This window comes from Sphaerisporangium rhizosphaerae (genome assembly GCF_042665155.1).
GTDB lineage: Bacteria > Actinomycetota > Actinomycetes > Streptosporangiales > Streptosporangiaceae > Sphaerisporangium > Sphaerisporangium rhizosphaerae.
Map to the genome: position 1 here is coordinate 100,586 of NZ_JBHTCG010000024.1, position 14,333 is coordinate 114,918.

16 protein-coding genes are annotated in these 14,333 nt (G+C 72.9%); 13 read left to right on the forward strand and 3 right to left on the reverse strand.

The window, feature by feature from the left end; all coding sequences use genetic code 11:
* Window positions 1-49: 49 nt before the first annotated feature.
* The 9 genes from hemB (at window position 50) to ccsB (ending at window position 9,261) form a co-directional block, all read left to right on the forward strand.
* Window positions 50-1,039 carry a porphobilinogen synthase gene (gene hemB, locus ACFQSB_RS28545; RefSeq protein ID WP_380829979.1) on the forward strand — a complete coding sequence of 330 codons (990 nt, stop codon included), beginning with the start codon at window positions 50-52 and terminating at the stop codon, window positions 1,037-1,039.
* An 84-nt stretch (window positions 1,040-1,123) separates the two neighbouring features.
* Window positions 1,124-1,777: a bifunctional DNA primase/polymerase gene (locus ACFQSB_RS28550; protein ID WP_354837803.1), complete on the forward strand. Its 654-nt coding sequence runs from the start codon at window positions 1,124-1,126 to the stop codon at window positions 1,775-1,777.
* Window positions 1,778-1,854: 77 nt separating this feature from the next.
* Entirely contained in the window at window positions 1,855-3,156 is a 1,302-nt protein-coding gene (hemL, locus tag ACFQSB_RS28555; RefSeq protein WP_380829980.1) for a glutamate-1-semialdehyde 2,1-aminomutase, read from the forward strand.
* A gap of 187 nt (window positions 3,157-3,343) precedes the next feature.
* Window positions 3,344-4,327, forward strand: a complete 984-nt coding sequence (locus ACFQSB_RS28560) for a LysR family transcriptional regulator (protein ID WP_380829981.1) — start codon at window positions 3,344-3,346, stop codon at window positions 4,325-4,327.
* A 104-nt stretch (window positions 4,328-4,431) separates the two neighbouring features.
* Window positions 4,432-5,073 carry a histidine phosphatase family protein gene (locus tag ACFQSB_RS28565; protein WP_380829982.1) on the forward strand — a complete coding sequence of 214 codons (642 nt, stop codon included), beginning with the start codon at window positions 4,432-4,434 and terminating at the stop codon, window positions 5,071-5,073.
* 99 nt (window positions 5,074-5,172) lie between these two features.
* Complete coding sequence (locus ACFQSB_RS28570) at window positions 5,173-5,775, forward strand: TlpA family protein disulfide reductase (protein WP_380829983.1); 603 nt, start codon at window positions 5,173-5,175, stop codon at window positions 5,773-5,775.
* Between the two features lie 63 nt (window positions 5,776-5,838).
* Entirely contained in the window at window positions 5,839-6,546 is a 708-nt protein-coding gene (locus ACFQSB_RS28575; RefSeq protein ID WP_354923335.1) for a cytochrome c biogenesis CcdA family protein, read from the forward strand.
* Window positions 6,546-8,234: a cytochrome c biogenesis protein ResB gene (resB, locus tag ACFQSB_RS28580; RefSeq protein WP_380829984.1), complete on the forward strand. Its 1,689-nt coding sequence runs from the start codon at window positions 6,546-6,548 to the stop codon at window positions 8,232-8,234. Before ACFQSB_RS28575 ends, resB begins: the two co-directional genes overlap by 1 nt.
* Window positions 8,224-9,261, forward strand: coding sequence for a c-type cytochrome biogenesis protein CcsB (gene ccsB / locus ACFQSB_RS28585; RefSeq protein ID WP_380829985.1), 1,038 nt, complete (start codon window positions 8,224-8,226; stop codon window positions 9,259-9,261). Before resB ends, ccsB begins: the two co-directional genes overlap by 11 nt.
* 131 nt (window positions 9,262-9,392) lie before the next feature.
* Here the strand turns inward: ccsB and ACFQSB_RS28590 are convergent, their stop codons facing one another.
* Window positions 9,393-9,698 (reverse strand): PLDc N-terminal domain-containing protein, encoded by a 306-nt coding sequence (locus ACFQSB_RS28590; RefSeq protein ID WP_354837816.1) that lies wholly within the window; start codon window positions 9,696-9,698, stop codon window positions 9,393-9,395.
* A gap of 188 nt (window positions 9,699-9,886) precedes the next feature.
* Here ACFQSB_RS28590 and ACFQSB_RS28595 point away from each other — a divergent pair, with 188 nt between their 5' ends.
* Window positions 9,887-10,885 (forward strand): hypothetical protein, encoded by a 999-nt coding sequence (locus tag ACFQSB_RS28595; RefSeq protein WP_354837818.1) that lies wholly within the window; start codon window positions 9,887-9,889, stop codon window positions 10,883-10,885.
* A gap of 10 nt (window positions 10,886-10,895) precedes the next feature.
* On the forward strand, window positions 10,896-11,144 hold the full coding sequence (locus ACFQSB_RS28600; RefSeq protein ID WP_354837820.1) for a hypothetical protein: 249 nt from the start codon (window positions 10,896-10,898) through the stop codon (window positions 11,142-11,144).
* A 288-nt stretch (window positions 11,145-11,432) separates the two neighbouring features.
* Here the strand turns inward: ACFQSB_RS28600 and ACFQSB_RS28605 are convergent, their stop codons facing one another.
* Window positions 11,433-11,672, reverse strand: coding sequence for a BldC family transcriptional regulator (locus ACFQSB_RS28605; protein ID WP_189165217.1), 240 nt, complete (start codon window positions 11,670-11,672; stop codon window positions 11,433-11,435).
* 294 nt (window positions 11,673-11,966) lie between these two features.
* On the opposite strand from ACFQSB_RS28605, the gene ACFQSB_RS28610 reads away from it, so the two are divergent.
* On the forward strand, window positions 11,967-12,167 hold the full coding sequence (locus ACFQSB_RS28610; RefSeq protein WP_354837822.1) for a DUF4229 domain-containing protein: 201 nt from the start codon (window positions 11,967-11,969) through the stop codon (window positions 12,165-12,167).
* On the opposite strand, the gene ACFQSB_RS28615 is transcribed toward ACFQSB_RS28610, so the two are convergent.
* A complete protein-coding gene (locus tag ACFQSB_RS28615) occupies window positions 12,164-13,447 on the reverse strand; it encodes a delta-60 repeat domain-containing protein (protein ID WP_380829987.1) in 1,284 nt (427 codons plus the stop codon). The genes ACFQSB_RS28610 and ACFQSB_RS28615 overlap by 4 nt on opposite strands.
* 78 nt (window positions 13,448-13,525) lie before the next feature.
* Here ACFQSB_RS28615 and ACFQSB_RS28620 point away from each other — a divergent pair, with 78 nt between their 5' ends.
* A complete protein-coding gene (locus tag ACFQSB_RS28620; RefSeq protein ID WP_354837826.1) occupies window positions 13,526-14,260 on the forward strand; it encodes a demethylmenaquinone methyltransferase in 735 nt (244 codons plus the stop codon).
* Window positions 14,261-14,333: the final 73 nt, after the last annotated feature.

Here is a 14,333-nt window from a genome sequence, read left to right on the forward strand (position 1 = left end):
GACGCGTGCGCGCGGGTCCCCGAGACCGGCCTGGTGAGTGGGAGATGAGATGACCGACGCGCAGTTCCCCGTCGCGCGGCCCCGCAGGCTGCGCAGCGGCCCGGCGATGCGGCGCATGGTGGCGGGCACCCGGCTGCACCCGGCCGAGCTGGTGCTGCCGATGTTCGTCAAGGAGGGCGTCACCGAGCCGCAGCCGGTCTCGTCGATGCCGGGCGTGGTCCAGCACACCCGCGACTCGCTGCGCAAGGCCGCGCACGAGGCCGCGGAGGCAGGCGTGGGCGGCCTCATCCTGTTCGGCATCCCCGAGGTCAAGGACGCCCGCGGCTCGGCCGGCGACGACCCGGACGGCGTCGTCCAGAAGGCCGTGGCCGACCTGCGCGCCGACCTCGGCGACGCCGTCGTGGTGATGACCGACACCTGCCTGGACGAGTTCACCGACCACGGGCACTGCGGCGTGCTGACCGCCGCGGGCGAGGTCGACAACGACGCGACCCTGGAGCGCTACGCCTCGGTGGCCGTGGCCCAGGCCAGGGCCGGCTCGCAGGTCATCGCGCCGAGCGGCATGATGGACGGCCAGGTGGGCGCCATCCGCGCCGCGCTGGACGCCGACGGCTTCTCGGGGCTGCCGATCCTCGCCTACTCGGCCAAGTACGCCTCGGGCTTCTACGGGCCGTTCAGGGAGGCCGCCGAGTGCGCTCCGCAGTTCGGCGACCGCAACGCCTACCAGCAGGACCCGGCGGGGCCGGTGGGCGAGGCGCTGCGCGAGGTGCGCCTGGACCTCGCCGAGGGCGCCGACGCCGTCATGGTCAAGCCCGCGCTGGCCTACCTGGACATTCTGCGCCAGGTGCGCGACAGCGTGGAGGTGCCCGTCGCCGCCTACCAGGTGAGCGGCGAGTACGCCATGGTGGAGGCCGCGGCGGCCAACGGCTGGATCGACCGCGACCGCATCATCATGGAGTCGCTGATCGCCATCCGGCGCGCCGGTGCGGACATGATCCTCACCTATTGGGCTACCGAAGTGGCCAGGAGACTATCCTGACGGGCCATTTTCCGGGGGTCGGCTCACCTTGGGCGGCCGCCATCGTGCATCATCGGTGAAAGGCAGGGGTGGGGGAGGAACACGATGGTGGGGGTACCGCTGGCGGCTCGCCGGGCGAAAAGGCGAGCGCGATCTCATGCGAAGGCACACGCGATCACCTCGGTGCTCGAGTACGCCGAGATGGGCTGGGCGAGCTGTATGGGCGCCCACCCGCTACGCGAGGGCGCGCGCGCCTGCTCGTGTGACCGGGTCGGCTGTCCCGACCCGGGCGTCCACCCGATCTCCCCGGCCTGGAAGATGATGGCCACCACCGACGCCGCGCTGCTCACCCGATGGTGGGAGCAGAACCCCGAGGCGAACGTGATCCTCCCCACCGGCAGGGTGTTCGACGTCTTCGACGTGCCGGCCACGGCGGGCCAGAGCGCCCTCGCCGCCATGGACGCCGCGAACTTCACCACGGGCCCGGTCGCCGCCAACGGCGACCGGGTCCTTTTCTATGTGGCCACGCGCGGCGCCCCCGAGGACGAGGACGAGTGGTGGTCCTGCCATCTCGACCACACCCCCGAGACGATCGAGGACACCCCGGGCCTGCGCTGGCACTGCCGCGACAGCTACGTCCTGGCCCCGCCGTCGTCGCTGGCCGACGGCTCGCACGCCCGCTGGCTGCGCCCGCCCGACGGCCGGCCTCTGCCCGACCCGCTCCACGTCCTCGACCGGCTGGCCGACGCCGCCGAGTGACCCTCGCCGCGAGCGGCCCCCGCCGGCGTCCACGGGGCTCGCCGAGGGCCGGCGCCGCCGGGGACTAACCTGGACGCGTGAGCCGTACGAAGATCTCAGAGGACCTGTTCGAGCGCGCCCGTGCCGTCGTGCCCGGCGGCGTCAACTCCCCGGTGCGCGCCTTCGGCGCCGTCGGCGGCACGCCCCGGTTCATGGAGTCCGGCGAGGGCCCGTACATCGTGGACGCCGACGGCAACCGCTATGTCGACCTGGTGTGCTCCTGGGGCCCGATGATCCTCGGCCACCGGCACCCCGCCGTGGTCGAGGCCCTCGCGCAGGCCCTCACGCGCGGCACGTCCTTCGGCACCGCGACGCGCGGCGAGGTGGAGCTGGCCGAGGAGATCGTCTCCCGGGTCGCGCCGGTCGAGAAGGTCCGCCTGGTCAGCTCCGGCACCGAGGCCACCATGTCGGCGGTGCGGCTGGCGCGCGGGTTCACCGGGCGCTCGCGCGTGGTGAAGTTCGCCGGGTGCTACCACGGCCACGTCGACGCGCTGCTCGCCGCCGCGGGGTCGGGGGTGGTGACCTTCGGCCTGCCCGACACTCCGGGCGTCACGGGCTCCTCCGCCGCCGACACCATCGTCCTGCCCTACAACTCGCCCGAGGCGGTGCGCGAGGCGTTCGCCGCGTACGGCGGCGAGATCGCCTGTGTGATCACCGAGGCGTGCCCGGCGAACATGGGCGTGGTGCCGCCCGCCCCGGGGTTCAACGAGCTGCTCCGCGAGCTGTGCACGGCGAACGGCGCCCTGCTCATCGTGGACGAGGTGCTCACCGGCTTCCGGGTCACCGACGCCGGCTGGTACGGCCTGGCGCCGGTGGAGGCCGACCTGATGACCTTCGGCAAGGTCATGGGCGGCGGTCTGCCGGCGGCGGCGTTCGGCGGGCGCGCCGAGGTCATGAGCCGCCTGGCGCCCGAGGGGCCGGTCTACCAGGCGGGCACCCTGTCGGGTAACCCGCTGGCCTGCGCGGCCGGGCTGGCGACGCTGCGAGCCTGTGACGAGGAGGTCTACGACCGCGTCGACGCGGCCGCCCTGATCGTCGGGCGGGCGGCGTCGGACGCGCTGGCCGCCGCCGGGGTGCCGCACCGGCTCCAGCGGGCGGGCAACCTGTTCTCGGTGTTCTTCACCGATGCCCCGGTCACCGACTTCGACGGGGCGCGCACCCAGGACACCGCCGCCTACCGCGCCTTCTTCCACTCCATGCTCGACCAGGGCGTCTACCTGCCGCCGTCGGCGTACGAGGCGTGGTTCCTGTCCGCCGCCCACGACGAGGAGGCGGTGACCCGGGTGGCCGAGGCGTTGCCCGCCGCGGCCAAGGCGGCCGCGGCAGCCTCCGCGGGCTGACCCGGCGGCGCCTCCGCGGAACGACGCGGCGCGTTCGCGGAATGACCCCGCGCGCGTTCGCGAAGCGCCTGGTCACGCCGGGCGCTCCGTTACGCGGAGAGTCCCGTTACGCGGAGAGTCCCGTTGCGTGGAGCGCCGCGGTTCAGTGTGAGCGCCATTTTCCGGCCGGATGATTTAGCATCGCTTTATGCTCGATCTCCATCGGTTGAAGGCGCTGCACGCGGTGTCGGTGTACGGGTCGGTCGGCGCCGCGGCCGAGGCGTTGATGGTGACGCCTTCGGCCATCTCTCAGCAGATCGCCAAGCTCGAGCGCGAGACCGGGGCCCGGCTCATGGAGCGCAGCGGCCGCGGCGTCAAGCTCACCGACGCCGCCGGGCTGCTCGCCGAGCACGCCGAGCGCATCCTCGCGCTCGTCGAGACCGCCGAGGCCGACTTCGAGGCGCTGCGCGGGGCGGTGGTCGGGCGGCTGGTCATGGCCGCCTTCCCGACGGCCGCCCGCGGGCTGCTCCCCGGGGCGCTCAGCGAGCTCAAGCAGCGCCATCCCGACCTGGACCTGGTGCTCCACGAGCGCGAGCCCGAACGGCAGATCCGCGAGGTGTCGCGCGGCGAGCTCGATCTCGCCATCGTGCAGGACTGGCTGAACCGCCCGATGGCGATCCCCGAGGGCCTGTCGCGGGCCTCGCTGCTCGACGACGTGGCCGACGTGGTGCTCCCGGCCTCCCACCCGCTCGCGGGCCGCCGCGAGATCGACCTGGCCGAGCTGCACGGCGAGCGGTGGATCAGCTCCTCGCCCGGCACGGTCTGCCACGACTGGCTGGTGTTCACCCTGCGCACGGCGTCGCTGGAGCCGGAGTTCTCCTGCATGGCCGACGAGTACCCGACGCAGACGGCGCTGGTGGCGGCCGGCCACGGCTGCGCCATCGTGCCGCGCCTCGGCCGTGACCACGTCCCGGCGCAGGTCGCCATCGTGCCGATCAGGCCCCGTCCCACCCGGCGCATCTACGCCGTGTGGCGCACGGACGCGGCCCGCCGCCCGGCGATCCGCGCGGCCGTGGAGGTGCTGCGGCAGATGGCCCCGCCGCCGGGGCTGGTGCCGGTCTCCGGCGACTCCGGCCAGGCGGCGGGGCCGTCCCCGGCCGAGGCGGGCGGGCTCCACCCGGCTGCCTCCTGACGGCGGGCGCCCCCGCGGCGCCGGGCCACGCCGGGCACGCCGGGCCACGCCGGGTTCGGCTCGGCATGGCGCGTTGAGGCCGGACCAGTAGTCTGGTGTCCGTCATGACTGAAAGCACCGTTGTCCACCTGCTCCGGCACGGAGAGGTGCACAATCCCCAGAACCTGCTCTACGGCAGGCTGCCCGGATACCACCTCTCCGAGAACGGCCGCTCCATGGCCGAGCTGGTGGCCAAGGCCCTCGCGGGCCGCGACATCACCGTGCTCTACAGCTCCCCCCTCGAACGGGCGCAGGAGACCGCGACCCCGATCGCGCAGACCCTCGACCTGCCGATCAGGACCGACGAGCGGCTGATCGAGGCCGACAACCTCTTCCAGGGCCACGTCCTCGGCGGCATGTTCCGCGCGCCGCGCAACCTGCGGCACATGTGGAACCCGGCCCGGCCGTCCTGGGGCGAGCCGTACGTCGAGATCGTCCGGCGCATGCGCGCGGCCATCGACGCCGCCCGCGCCGAGGGCAGGGGCCACGAGGTGGTGATGGTGAGCCACCAGCTCCCGATCTGGGTGATCCGGCTGGCCGCCGAGGGCCGGCGGCTCTGGCACGACCCGCGCCGCCGCCAGTGCGCCCTGGCGAGCCTGACGAGCTTCACCTTCGAGGGCGACCGGCTGGCGAGCGTGGGCTACAGCGAGCCGGCGGCCTCGCTCGTGAAGCCCTCCGGGTCGCTCGGCGCCCCCAAGCGGCGCTAGCCGGACGTCCGCGCGCCCCGTGCCCCGATTTCGAGGGCGTGCGGTGCGCTGGGTAGGGTTTGAAGCTCTACCTCTTGTAGTACAAGGAGACCCTGCTCCGTGTCCACGGTGTCCACCAGGTCCTCGAGGTCGCGTGCCTTCGTCACCGCGCTGCTGGTCGCGGCGGCGCTGGCGGGATGCGCCGGCGGCCAGGGGTCCTCCTCGCAGCCGCAGTCCGGCGACACGCGCTTCGTCGCCGGCGACGGCAGCATGCGCGTGGTGCCCGCCGCCGAGCGGCAGGCGGCCCCGGCCATCGAGGGCCAGACCCTGGACGGCGCCGCGACCGCGCTCGCCGACCACAAGGGCAAGGTCGTCGTGCTCAACTTCTGGGCCTCCTGGTGCGGGCCCTGCCGTGGTGAGGCCCCGGTCCTGAAGGACGTCGCGGCCAAGACCAAGGCTCGCGGCGTGCAGTTCCTCGGGGTGGACTCCAAGGACGACAAGGCGCAGGCGCTGGCCTTCCAGCGCACCCAGCAGCCCGGCTACCCGAGCCTGTACGACCAGCCGGGCAAGGTCGCGCTGGCCTTCCGCGGCATGGTCAACCCGGCGGCGATCCCCTCCACCCTCGTGCTCGACCGGCAGGGCCGGGTCGCCGCGCGGGCGCTGGGAGAGGTCCACTACTCCGATCTGATGAACGTGGTGACCAAGGTCAGCGATGAGAAGTAGCCGCCGCGCCGCCGCGCGCCCCGCCCGGCGGGGTGCGCCGTGAGCGGCTTCACGGGCACGGTCATGGCGGGCTCGCTGCTGCTCGCCCTGCCGGTGGCGCTGGCCGCAGGCCTGGTGTCGTTCCTGTCGCCGTGCGTGCTGCCGCTGGTGCCCGGCTACCTGTCCTACGTCACCGGCATGAGCGGCGACCCCCGGCGGGGGCGCATGGTGGCGGGCAGCGCCCTGTTCGTCCTGGGCTTCTCGCTGGTCTTCGTCGCCGGCGGCGCGCTGTTCGGGGGCCTCGGGTCCCTGCTGCTCGGCAACGCCGGTGTGATCACCCGCGTGCTGGGCGCGCTGACGATCGTGCTGGGCCTCGCCTTCCTCGGCCTGCTGCCGGGCCTGCAGCGGGACGTGCGCATCCATCGCTTCCCCGCCGCGGGCATCGCGGGCGCGCCGCTGCTCGGCGTGGTCTTCGGCCTGGGCTGGACGCCGTGCATCGGCCCCACGCTGTCGGCCGTGCTCACCCTCTCCCTCGACCAGGCCAGCGCGGTGCGCGGCGCCGTGCTCGCCTTCGCCTACGCCCTGGGGCTGGGCCTGCCGTTCGTCCTGGCGGCGCTCGCCTACCGCAAGGCCATCCAGACGTTCACGGCGGTGCGCCGCCACTCGCGGCTGATCACCCGGCTCGGCGGCGCCATGCTCGTCGTCGTCGGCGTGCTGCTGGTGACCGGCCTGTGGGGCCAGGTCATCGCCGGCCTGCAGGGCTGGGTCGGCGGATTCGAGCCGGTGATCTGATGACGACGACCGAACAGATCCAGGCCGAGCCGGCCCGCCCGGCGGGGCTCGGACCGGTGGGCTGGCTGCGCTGGGCCTGGCGGCTGCTCACCTCGATGCGCACCGCCCTCATCCTGCTGTTCCTGTTCGCGCTGGCCTCGGTGCCCGGGTCGATCTACCCGCAGCGGTCCATCAGCCCCGACAAGGTCGCGCAGTACTTCAAGGACAGTCCCGGCGCCGCGGCCTGGCTGGACCGGCTGTGGCTGTTCGACGTGTTCACCTCGCCGTGGTTCGCGGCGACGTACCTGCTGCTGTTCATCTCGCTCGCCGGGTGCGTGATCCCGCGGGCGGCGGCCCACCTGCGTGAGCTGCGGCGCGAACCGCCCGCGGCGCCGCGCAACCTGTCGCGGCTCCCCCAGCACGCCTCGTTCGAGGCCGGCGGCGCCACGGTGGAGTCCCTCGCCCGGACGCTGCGCGCCAGGCGTTTCCGCACCGTCACCGGGCCGGGCTGGGTGGCCGCCGAGAAGGGCTATCTGCGCGAGACCGGCAACCTGCTGTTCCACGCGGCGCTGCTGGTCCTGCTGGTCGCGGTCGGCGCGGGCGGCCTGTACGGCTACCGCGGCAACGTGCTGGTGGTCGAGGGCAACGGCTTCGCCAACACCGTGGCCGCCTACGACCGGTACATCCCCGGCCAGCGGGTCTCGCCGGACTCCCTGGAGCCGTTCTCCTTCACGTTGCGCGACTTCCAGGCGACCTACGTCGGCTCGGGCGAACGCCGCGGCCAGCCGCTGGACTTCTCGGCGCGGCTCGCGGTGTCCGACCGCCCGGGCGCGCCCGAGCGGCCCTACGACCTGCGGGTCAACGAGCCGCTGGAGGTCAACGGCACCCAGACCTACCTGCTCGGGCACGGGTACGCCCCGGTGTTCAAGGTGCTCGACGGCAAGGGGCAGGTGGCCTTCGAGGGGCCGGTGCCGTGCCTGACCGCCGACCAGGTGACCTACACCTCCGAGTGCGTGATCAAGGTGCCGGACGCCCTGCCGCAGCAGCTCGGCTTCCTGGTGCGGTTCCTGCCGACGACCGTCCCGGCGCAGGACGGCTCCTGGGTCTCGGTCTTCCCGGGCGCGGCCAACCCGACGGCCCAGGTGTTCGCCTTCTCCGGCGACCTCGGCATGAATTCCGGGCGCCCGCAGTCGGTGTACCAGCTCGACACCAAGAAGCTCAAGCCTCTGGTCATGGGCCTTTCGACCAAGCCCCTCGCGGTCGGCGGCACCCTGCCGCTGCCCGGCGGCGCCGGCTCGATCCAGCTCACCGGCGTGCGCGAGTGGATCAGCCTGCAGGTCGCCTACGACCCCGGACGGCTCCCGGCGCTGCTGGCGGCGGGGCTGGCCGTGCTGGGGCTGGTGCTCTCGCTCACCGTCCGCCGCCGCCGCGTCTGGGCGCGGGTGGGCGAGGCCGGCGACGAGGCCGCCACCGTGGAGGTCGGCGGGCTGACCCGCACCGAGAGCGGCGACGCCGGGTTCGCCGAGGAGTTCGCCGAGATCGTCACGGCCCTGCGGGGCCCACAGGGCGGTGCGGACGACCCGCCGCACGGCCCGCGGACGGAGCGCCCCGCCCCGCCGCGGGAGGCGGGGGACGGCGCCGCCGCGCCGCCGCAAGAAGCCGAGGCCGGCAAGGCCGCCTCGCCGCAAGGAGTCAAGGATGCCCACTGACGTCAACGCGGGGCTCGCCACGCTCAGCGACCAGCTGATCCTGGCCACCGTCCTGCTGTACGTGTTCGCCATGATCGGCTACGCGCTCGACCTCGGCTTCGGCCGCGGCCGTGGCGCCGGGCGGCCGGTCGCCGCCGGGCGTGGCGCGCAGGCCAAGGTCGCCGTCACGGCCGGCGCCGTCCAGACGCTGGACCGTCCCGCGGACGGCGGCACGGACGCCGCGGACGGTTCGGACGCCTCAAAGGCCCCGGACGGCGGCTCAGGCGACCGGCAGGACCGTCCGGCGGGCGGTGCGCCGCCCGCGTGGGCGGCGCGGGCCGCCACCGTCGCGGTCGCGCTGAGCGGCCTCGGCTGGGTCGCGCACCTCGGCGCCATCATCACCCGCGGCCTGGCCGTCGGCCGCTGGCCGTGGGGCAATATGTACGAGTTCGTGGTGGCGATCTGCTTCGCGGCGGTCACCGCGTTCCTGGTCATGCAGGCGCGCCAGCCGGTGCGCTTCCTCGGCGCGTTCGTCTCGCTCGCCGCGGCGCTCGGACTGGGCTTCGCCGTCCGCTACCTGCACGTGCAGGCCGGCCCGGTGGTGCCCGCCCTGAACTCCTACTGGATCGCCATCCACGTCACCGCGGCGATCTGCGCGAGCGGGCTGTTCATCCTCGCGGGCGTCGCGGGCATCCTGTACCTCACGCGCGGGGACGGCCCCTCGCGGCTGCCCGGCCGGGCCGAGCTCGACCGGGTGGCGCACCGCGCCATCGTGATCGCCTTCCCGATCTGGACGTTCGCGGTCATCGCCGGCGCCCTGTGGGCCGACAAGGCGTGGGGGCGTTACTGGGGCTGGGACCCCAAGGAGGTCTGGTCGTTCATCGCCTGGATCGCCTACGCGGCCTACCTGCACGCCCGGGCCACGGCCGGCTGGCGGGGACGGGCCGCGGTGATCATCCAGCTCGTCGCGTTCGGTTGCCTGCTGTTCAATCTGGTGGGCGTGAACATCTTCCTGTCGGGTCTGCACTCCTACGCGCAGGTGCCCTGACCGGCTGAGCCCGCCTGGCCCCTGAGCCTCCCCTGACCGCCTCGCGGCCCCCTAGGGGGCGCTCTCCCGTGCCGGAAACCGCCGGCACGGGAGCTCTGCGGTCGTCTCTCGAAGGGCCCGCGGGGCGGGTGTCAGTCGTCGTCTCGGCGGAGGCGACGGTCGAGGTCGCGGAGGAAGTCGGGGTCGTCGTCGGGGCCACGGGGCGCGGAGGGGCGAGGGCCGGGACGGCCGGTGCGCTGCCGCTGGACGGCCTGCTGGCTCAGTGGTCGGCCGAGGAGCAGCCACAACACACCGCCCAGGTCGACCAGCAGGACGACGATGAGAACCCACAGGAGCTTGGGCAGGTTCCGCACGTCGCCCTCCGGCGTGGTGATCACGTCGAAGAGGCAGTAGAGCCAGAAGGCTAACAGCGCCAGGCCAAGAAGCACGCTAGGCATGTCCGCAGGGTATGCCATCCCACGGGAGATCGTGTCCAGCTCGGGTTCACGCGGCCGTCGATCGATCGCCGTCGGACATTACTGGTGACTCCCGCGCGGCCCCGACGTACGGTGGACCGTGACCACGCTTCGCGGGATGGGAGAGGTGTGCCGATGCTCGCGTTGGCCCGGGCGCCCTGGGCGCGGCTTTGACGGCGTTCCCGGGCGACAAGGGACGCCATCGCCGGGGCCCGCGCTGGCGGCAGCGGGGGTCCTACGCCTTCCGCGGTGAGGCTCCCCGTGAGGGGGCCGCCGAGTCCGCCGACGCCGACCGCGCCGACTCCGCGCGCGAGGGACGCTCCGACCGCCGCGAGGGCGGGCGGGCCGAGTCCTTCCGCGAGGGGCGCGGCGACTCCGCCGGCGGGCGCAGGGCCGGGCGCCGCGAGAGCAGGGGCGACTCCTTCTGGGCGGGGGACCGCCCGCCCGTCGACGCCGCGGGGGCCGTCACCGCCCCGGTCGTCGACCGGCCGCAGTACATCTGGCGCGACTTCGAGCTCGACGACGAGCCGCCGCTGGCGCAGCCGAACTCCCCTGACACGCCCGACCGGGGTGACGGGCTCAAGCACTGCGGGCCACTGGAGCAGATCCTGTACCGCCAGTGGGACGCCGCCGAGGGGCCGCCCTCGGCCGACGTCGTCCGGGCGGTCGACAGCCTGGCCCGGCTCCCCGAGCGGCTGAAAGCCCTTCTGGCGGTCGGACTCGACGGCATCTACGTCGGGCCCGGCGGGGTCCCCGATCTGGACGACATGGGCTATCTGCGGGGCGCGCCGCTGCCGTCGGGGAAGGCGACCTGGGACGTCTGCGCGGGCGCCTACGGCGACCGCAAGATCGTGGTCGGCGACCGGCCGTCGCCGACGCCCGACGTGATGATGCACGAGACCGGCCACGCCCTGGACGACATCGACTCCGCGCCGGGCGAGTGGGTGTCGGACTCGGCGGAGTTCGCCGCCCTGTACGACGAGTGCGCGCCGATGTTCGCCTCGGCGTTCCACAAGCAGCCGGGCGGCCTCGGCCGTAAGGAGTTCTTCGCCGACGCCTTCGCCGCCATCGCCTCCCGGCAGCGGCCGGCGCTGGTGGACATGCTCAACGGAGACACGCGCGCCGCGCTCAATGTCATGCTCTTCTTCAACCGGCGCTACGGAATCTAGGTGGTCCGCCATGTACGTCATCCGGCTCGCCGACGGAACGTTGCGGATACCGCGCAGCCTGACCAGCGACGACGGCCGGCTGATCGGCAATGCCTATGTCGAGCTCGATCCGGGCGACCCCGAGTACGCGCGGTGGCTGCCGGAGTCGATCACCGAGGAGCAGGAGGCCGACCGGCGCAGGCGCTGGCGGGAGGAGAACGACGACCTTGAGCGCGAGTTCCTGGCCTTCAAGGAGTCGCAGGCGGGCTCCGATCGTTGAGCGCGGGCCGCGCGCCTGAATGGCAAGGCGCGGGGCCGCGCCGGCGTGCGGGCGCGAGTCCGGGTGGGAACGCCGTACCGCGCGGAGAACGCCGTCCCTGTGGGAACGGGGTCCGTGCGGAGAACGCCTGGAAGATCGGGCCCGAAATTGCAGTAAAGGCACGACCCAAAAAGAACAGTGACCCTGCGGCTTCCGGGGGGCACGCAGGATCACCGATGGTGCATGGTGAGGCTCGAGTTCACCGTGCCCCGCGACACGCGCCGGGCCCGGCGGTCTCTCGCCGCCACGTCAAACACGCGGTGAGTCGCCGCTCGGCCGTTCGGCCGTGAGGACTTCCTCGCCACGCAGGAGAGCGTGCACCTCCGACTCGCGGAAACGCCGGTGCCCTCCGGGGGTTCGGATACTGCTGATACGGCCTGCTGCCGCCCAGCGTGTCACCGTTTTTGGATCGACCCGGAAGAGGGCGGCAACCTCTCCGGGGGTCAGCAGGCGCTCGCTGCTACTCTCCACAATCTCTCCCCCTCGCATCCCGCGTCCTGAAGCGGGCGGACAGGTATCCAGTTTGCCGAGCGAAAACTGATATATCCGCGATTTACATCCAATGATCACGGGTTGTTATCAGCTGACTGCCCGTTTGTTATATGATAGAGCCTCTTTGGGGCGCTCGTGGGTGTTTCTTTACATAAGCGCCGTGATGGGAACACTAGCAGTGCTCGCTCCCGATGCGAAGTGAGCACTGTAAAGCTCCGTGCCCGAAATCGGCTCCCCCGTCCAGGGCGGCCGTTGACGGCCCCCACCGGCACGTGACGTAACCTCGACGTCGTGCGACCGTTTCTCGTTTACACCGCGTCACGGCTGGGTCTGTTCGCCGTCACCCTGGGTGTGCTCTACCTGATCGGCCTCCACAACGTCCTGTGGCTCATCGTGATCAGCTTCGTGATCAGCGGCGTGGCCAGCTACGTGCTGCTGTCCAAGCAGCGGGACGCGGTGAGTGAGCAGATCAGCAAGGGCCGCAGGGGCTAAGGGAGCGGAAACATGCCGACTCGGGCATGGTACTCGTGTCCGAGGTGCGTGGTGTCGCTTCCGACCAGAAGGCCGCCTGTGTGCGCGAGGAAGGCCTTGACGCCGATGCCCCGCTCACGGGTGGGGTTCCACGCGAGCGCCTTGCCGGTGGCGGGGTCGATCGCCCCGATGCCGGGCCGCGCCACCGCGCCCGGCCCCGCCGAGTCGGAGCCGCGCGGGTTGTTCAGCCAGCGCTGATGGCCGCCCACGTAGACCGCGGCCCCCGTGACGGCCACCGAGTACAGAGAGTCGCCGCCGGTGTGGTTGACCCATGTGGGCCGGACGCCGTCGCCGCGAGAATAGGTCTCGAAGCGCGCCGCGGAATCGCACAGCTTGCGCGAGCCCTTGGCGCCTCCTGTCGTCACGACGACGAAATAGTGCCCGTCAGGTGAGAAATCCAGCCCCCGCACGTAAGAAGGGAACACCTCTTTACACGCGGCCGAGTAGGACTCGGTGTGCCAGTCGGTTACCGACGGCCGCGCGGCGGCGATGTCGATGAGGCCCACCTGCGGGCGGCGCCGCCCGTCCAGGGTCGTGAACGAGCCGTCCACCGCCAGCCGGTCGCGGGCGGCGGCCATCGCGGAGACCTTCACCTCGCCGCCGAGCCCGCCGCCGGGGGTGACGGTGAAGGACGGGTCCACCGCGCCGGTGGCGGGGTCCACCCTGGCCAGGGCCGTGCGCAGGGTGCGCCCGATGCCGGTGAAGTCGCCCCCCACGTACAGCCGGCCGTCGTGGAGGACGAGGCTGGTGACCTCGCCGCCGTTGACCGGGGCCGAGAAGCCTGGAACGGGCGCGCCGTCCGCGACCCTGAGCCGGGCCAGGCCGCGCGCGGGGGCGCCGCCCGCCGAGACGAACGAGCCGCCGGCGTACACCGTGCCGTCGGGGCCGGCGGCCAGCGCGGTCACCGGGCCGTCCACGCGCGGGGCGAAGCCGCGCTCGACCCGCCCGGTGGCGAGGTCGAAGGCGAACAGGTTGCTCCTCGGCAGCCGGCCGGCGGCGCCGGCGTCGCGCACCTGGCTGAACGAGCCGCCGACGACCACGGTGCCGCCGACGAGGGCGAAGGCGTTGACGATGCCGTCGAGCACGTGCGGGGTGGAGTTCACCGGGTCGGCCGACACCACGCGCGGCTGGGCCACCCCGCCGGCGGAGGCGGGGAAGCCCGGGGAGATGAGGACGAGGGCCCCGGCGAGCAGCGGGGCGGCGATTGCGGTCGACCTCCGGGTCGACATTCGGGCGGACATCCACCAAGTCCTAGCAGACGTAGCGTGACCGGGTGACTACTTCGGGTGGATGCGTGCATGCCCACTAAGCTTGTCGCCATGACGCGTGCCTCCCTGGACAAACGGCCGCACGAGGTCGCGGCGATGTTCGACCGCACGGCCCGGCGCTACGACCTGGTCAACGACGTGCTGTCCCTCGGGCAGGACCGGCTCTGGCGCAAGGCGACCGCCGCCGCGGTGGACGCCGGCCCCGGCGAGCTCGTCCTCGACCTGGCCGCGGGCACCGGCACCTCGACCGACACCTTCACCGGCCTCGGCGCGCGGGCCATCGCGTGCGACTTCTCCCTCGGCATGCTGCGCACGGGCGCGGCCCGGCACGGCGGCTCCGGCCTGGCCGGCGGCGGGGTGCGCGGCGTGACGTTCATCGGGGGCGACGCGCTGAAACTTCCATTCGCCGACGGCGTCTTCGACGCGGTGACGATCTCCTTCGGCCTGCGCAACGTCAACGACACCGTCGATGCGCTGCGCGAGATGCTGCGGGTGACCCGCCCGGGCGGGCGGCTGGTGGTGTGCGAGTTCTCCCGGCCGACGGTCAAGCCGTTCGAGCTGGTCTACACGCAGTACCTGATGAAGCTGTTGCCGCCGGTCGCGCGGGTGGTGAGCTCCAACCCCGACTCCTACGAGTACCTCGCCGAGTCGATCCGCGCCTGGCCTGACCAGCCGGCCCTGGCCCGGCTGGTGGCCGAGGCCGGGTGGCGGGGCGTCCAGTGGCGCAATCTGTCCCTGGGTGTGGTGGCCTTGCACAGGGCGGTTAAGCCGACCGCGGATGAGTAGGTAAGCTCCATCTGACAGCGGGCAGGGAAAAAGGGTTAGACTTCCGCCGACAAGTTTGTGAAGTAGTTCACAA

What these genes read in the sequence shown, in the direction of transcription:
- hemB (WP_380829979.1), top strand. Translation starts at nt 50, where the DNA reads ATGACCGACGCGCAGTTCCCCGTCGCGCGGCCCCGCAGGCTGCGCAGC.
- ACFQSB_RS28550 (WP_354837803.1), top strand. Translation starts at nt 1,124, where the DNA reads ATGGTGGGGGTACCGCTGGCGGCTCGCCGGGCGAAAAGGCGAGCGCGA.
- ACFQSB_RS28560 (WP_380829981.1), top strand. Translation starts at nt 3,344, where the DNA reads ATGCTCGATCTCCATCGGTTGAAGGCGCTGCACGCGGTGTCGGTGTAC.
- ACFQSB_RS28565 (WP_380829982.1), top strand. Translation starts at nt 4,432, where the DNA reads ATGACTGAAAGCACCGTTGTCCACCTGCTCCGGCACGGAGAGGTGCAC.
- ACFQSB_RS28575 (WP_354923335.1), top strand. Translation starts at nt 5,839, where the DNA reads ATGGCGGGCTCGCTGCTGCTCGCCCTGCCGGTGGCGCTGGCCGCAGGC.
- resB (WP_380829984.1), top strand. Translation starts at nt 6,546, where the DNA reads ATGACGACGACCGAACAGATCCAGGCCGAGCCGGCCCGCCCGGCGGGG.
- ccsB (WP_380829985.1), top strand. Translation starts at nt 8,224, where the DNA reads ATGCCCACTGACGTCAACGCGGGGCTCGCCACGCTCAGCGACCAGCTG.
- ACFQSB_RS28590 (WP_354837816.1), bottom strand. Translation starts at nt 9,698, where the DNA reads ATGCCTAGCGTGCTTCTTGGCCTGGCGCTGTTAGCCTTCTGGCTCTAC.
- ACFQSB_RS28600 (WP_354837820.1), top strand. Translation starts at nt 10,896, where the DNA reads ATGTACGTCATCCGGCTCGCCGACGGAACGTTGCGGATACCGCGCAGC.
- ACFQSB_RS28605 (WP_189165217.1), bottom strand. Translation starts at nt 11,672, where the DNA reads ATGCGAGGGGGAGAGATTGTGGAGAGTAGCAGCGAGCGCCTGCTGACC.
- ACFQSB_RS28615 (WP_380829987.1), bottom strand. Translation starts at nt 13,447, where the DNA reads ATGTCCGCCCGAATGTCGACCCGGAGGTCGACCGCAATCGCCGCCCCG.
- ACFQSB_RS28620 (WP_354837826.1), top strand. Translation starts at nt 13,526, where the DNA reads ATGACGCGTGCCTCCCTGGACAAACGGCCGCACGAGGTCGCGGCGATG.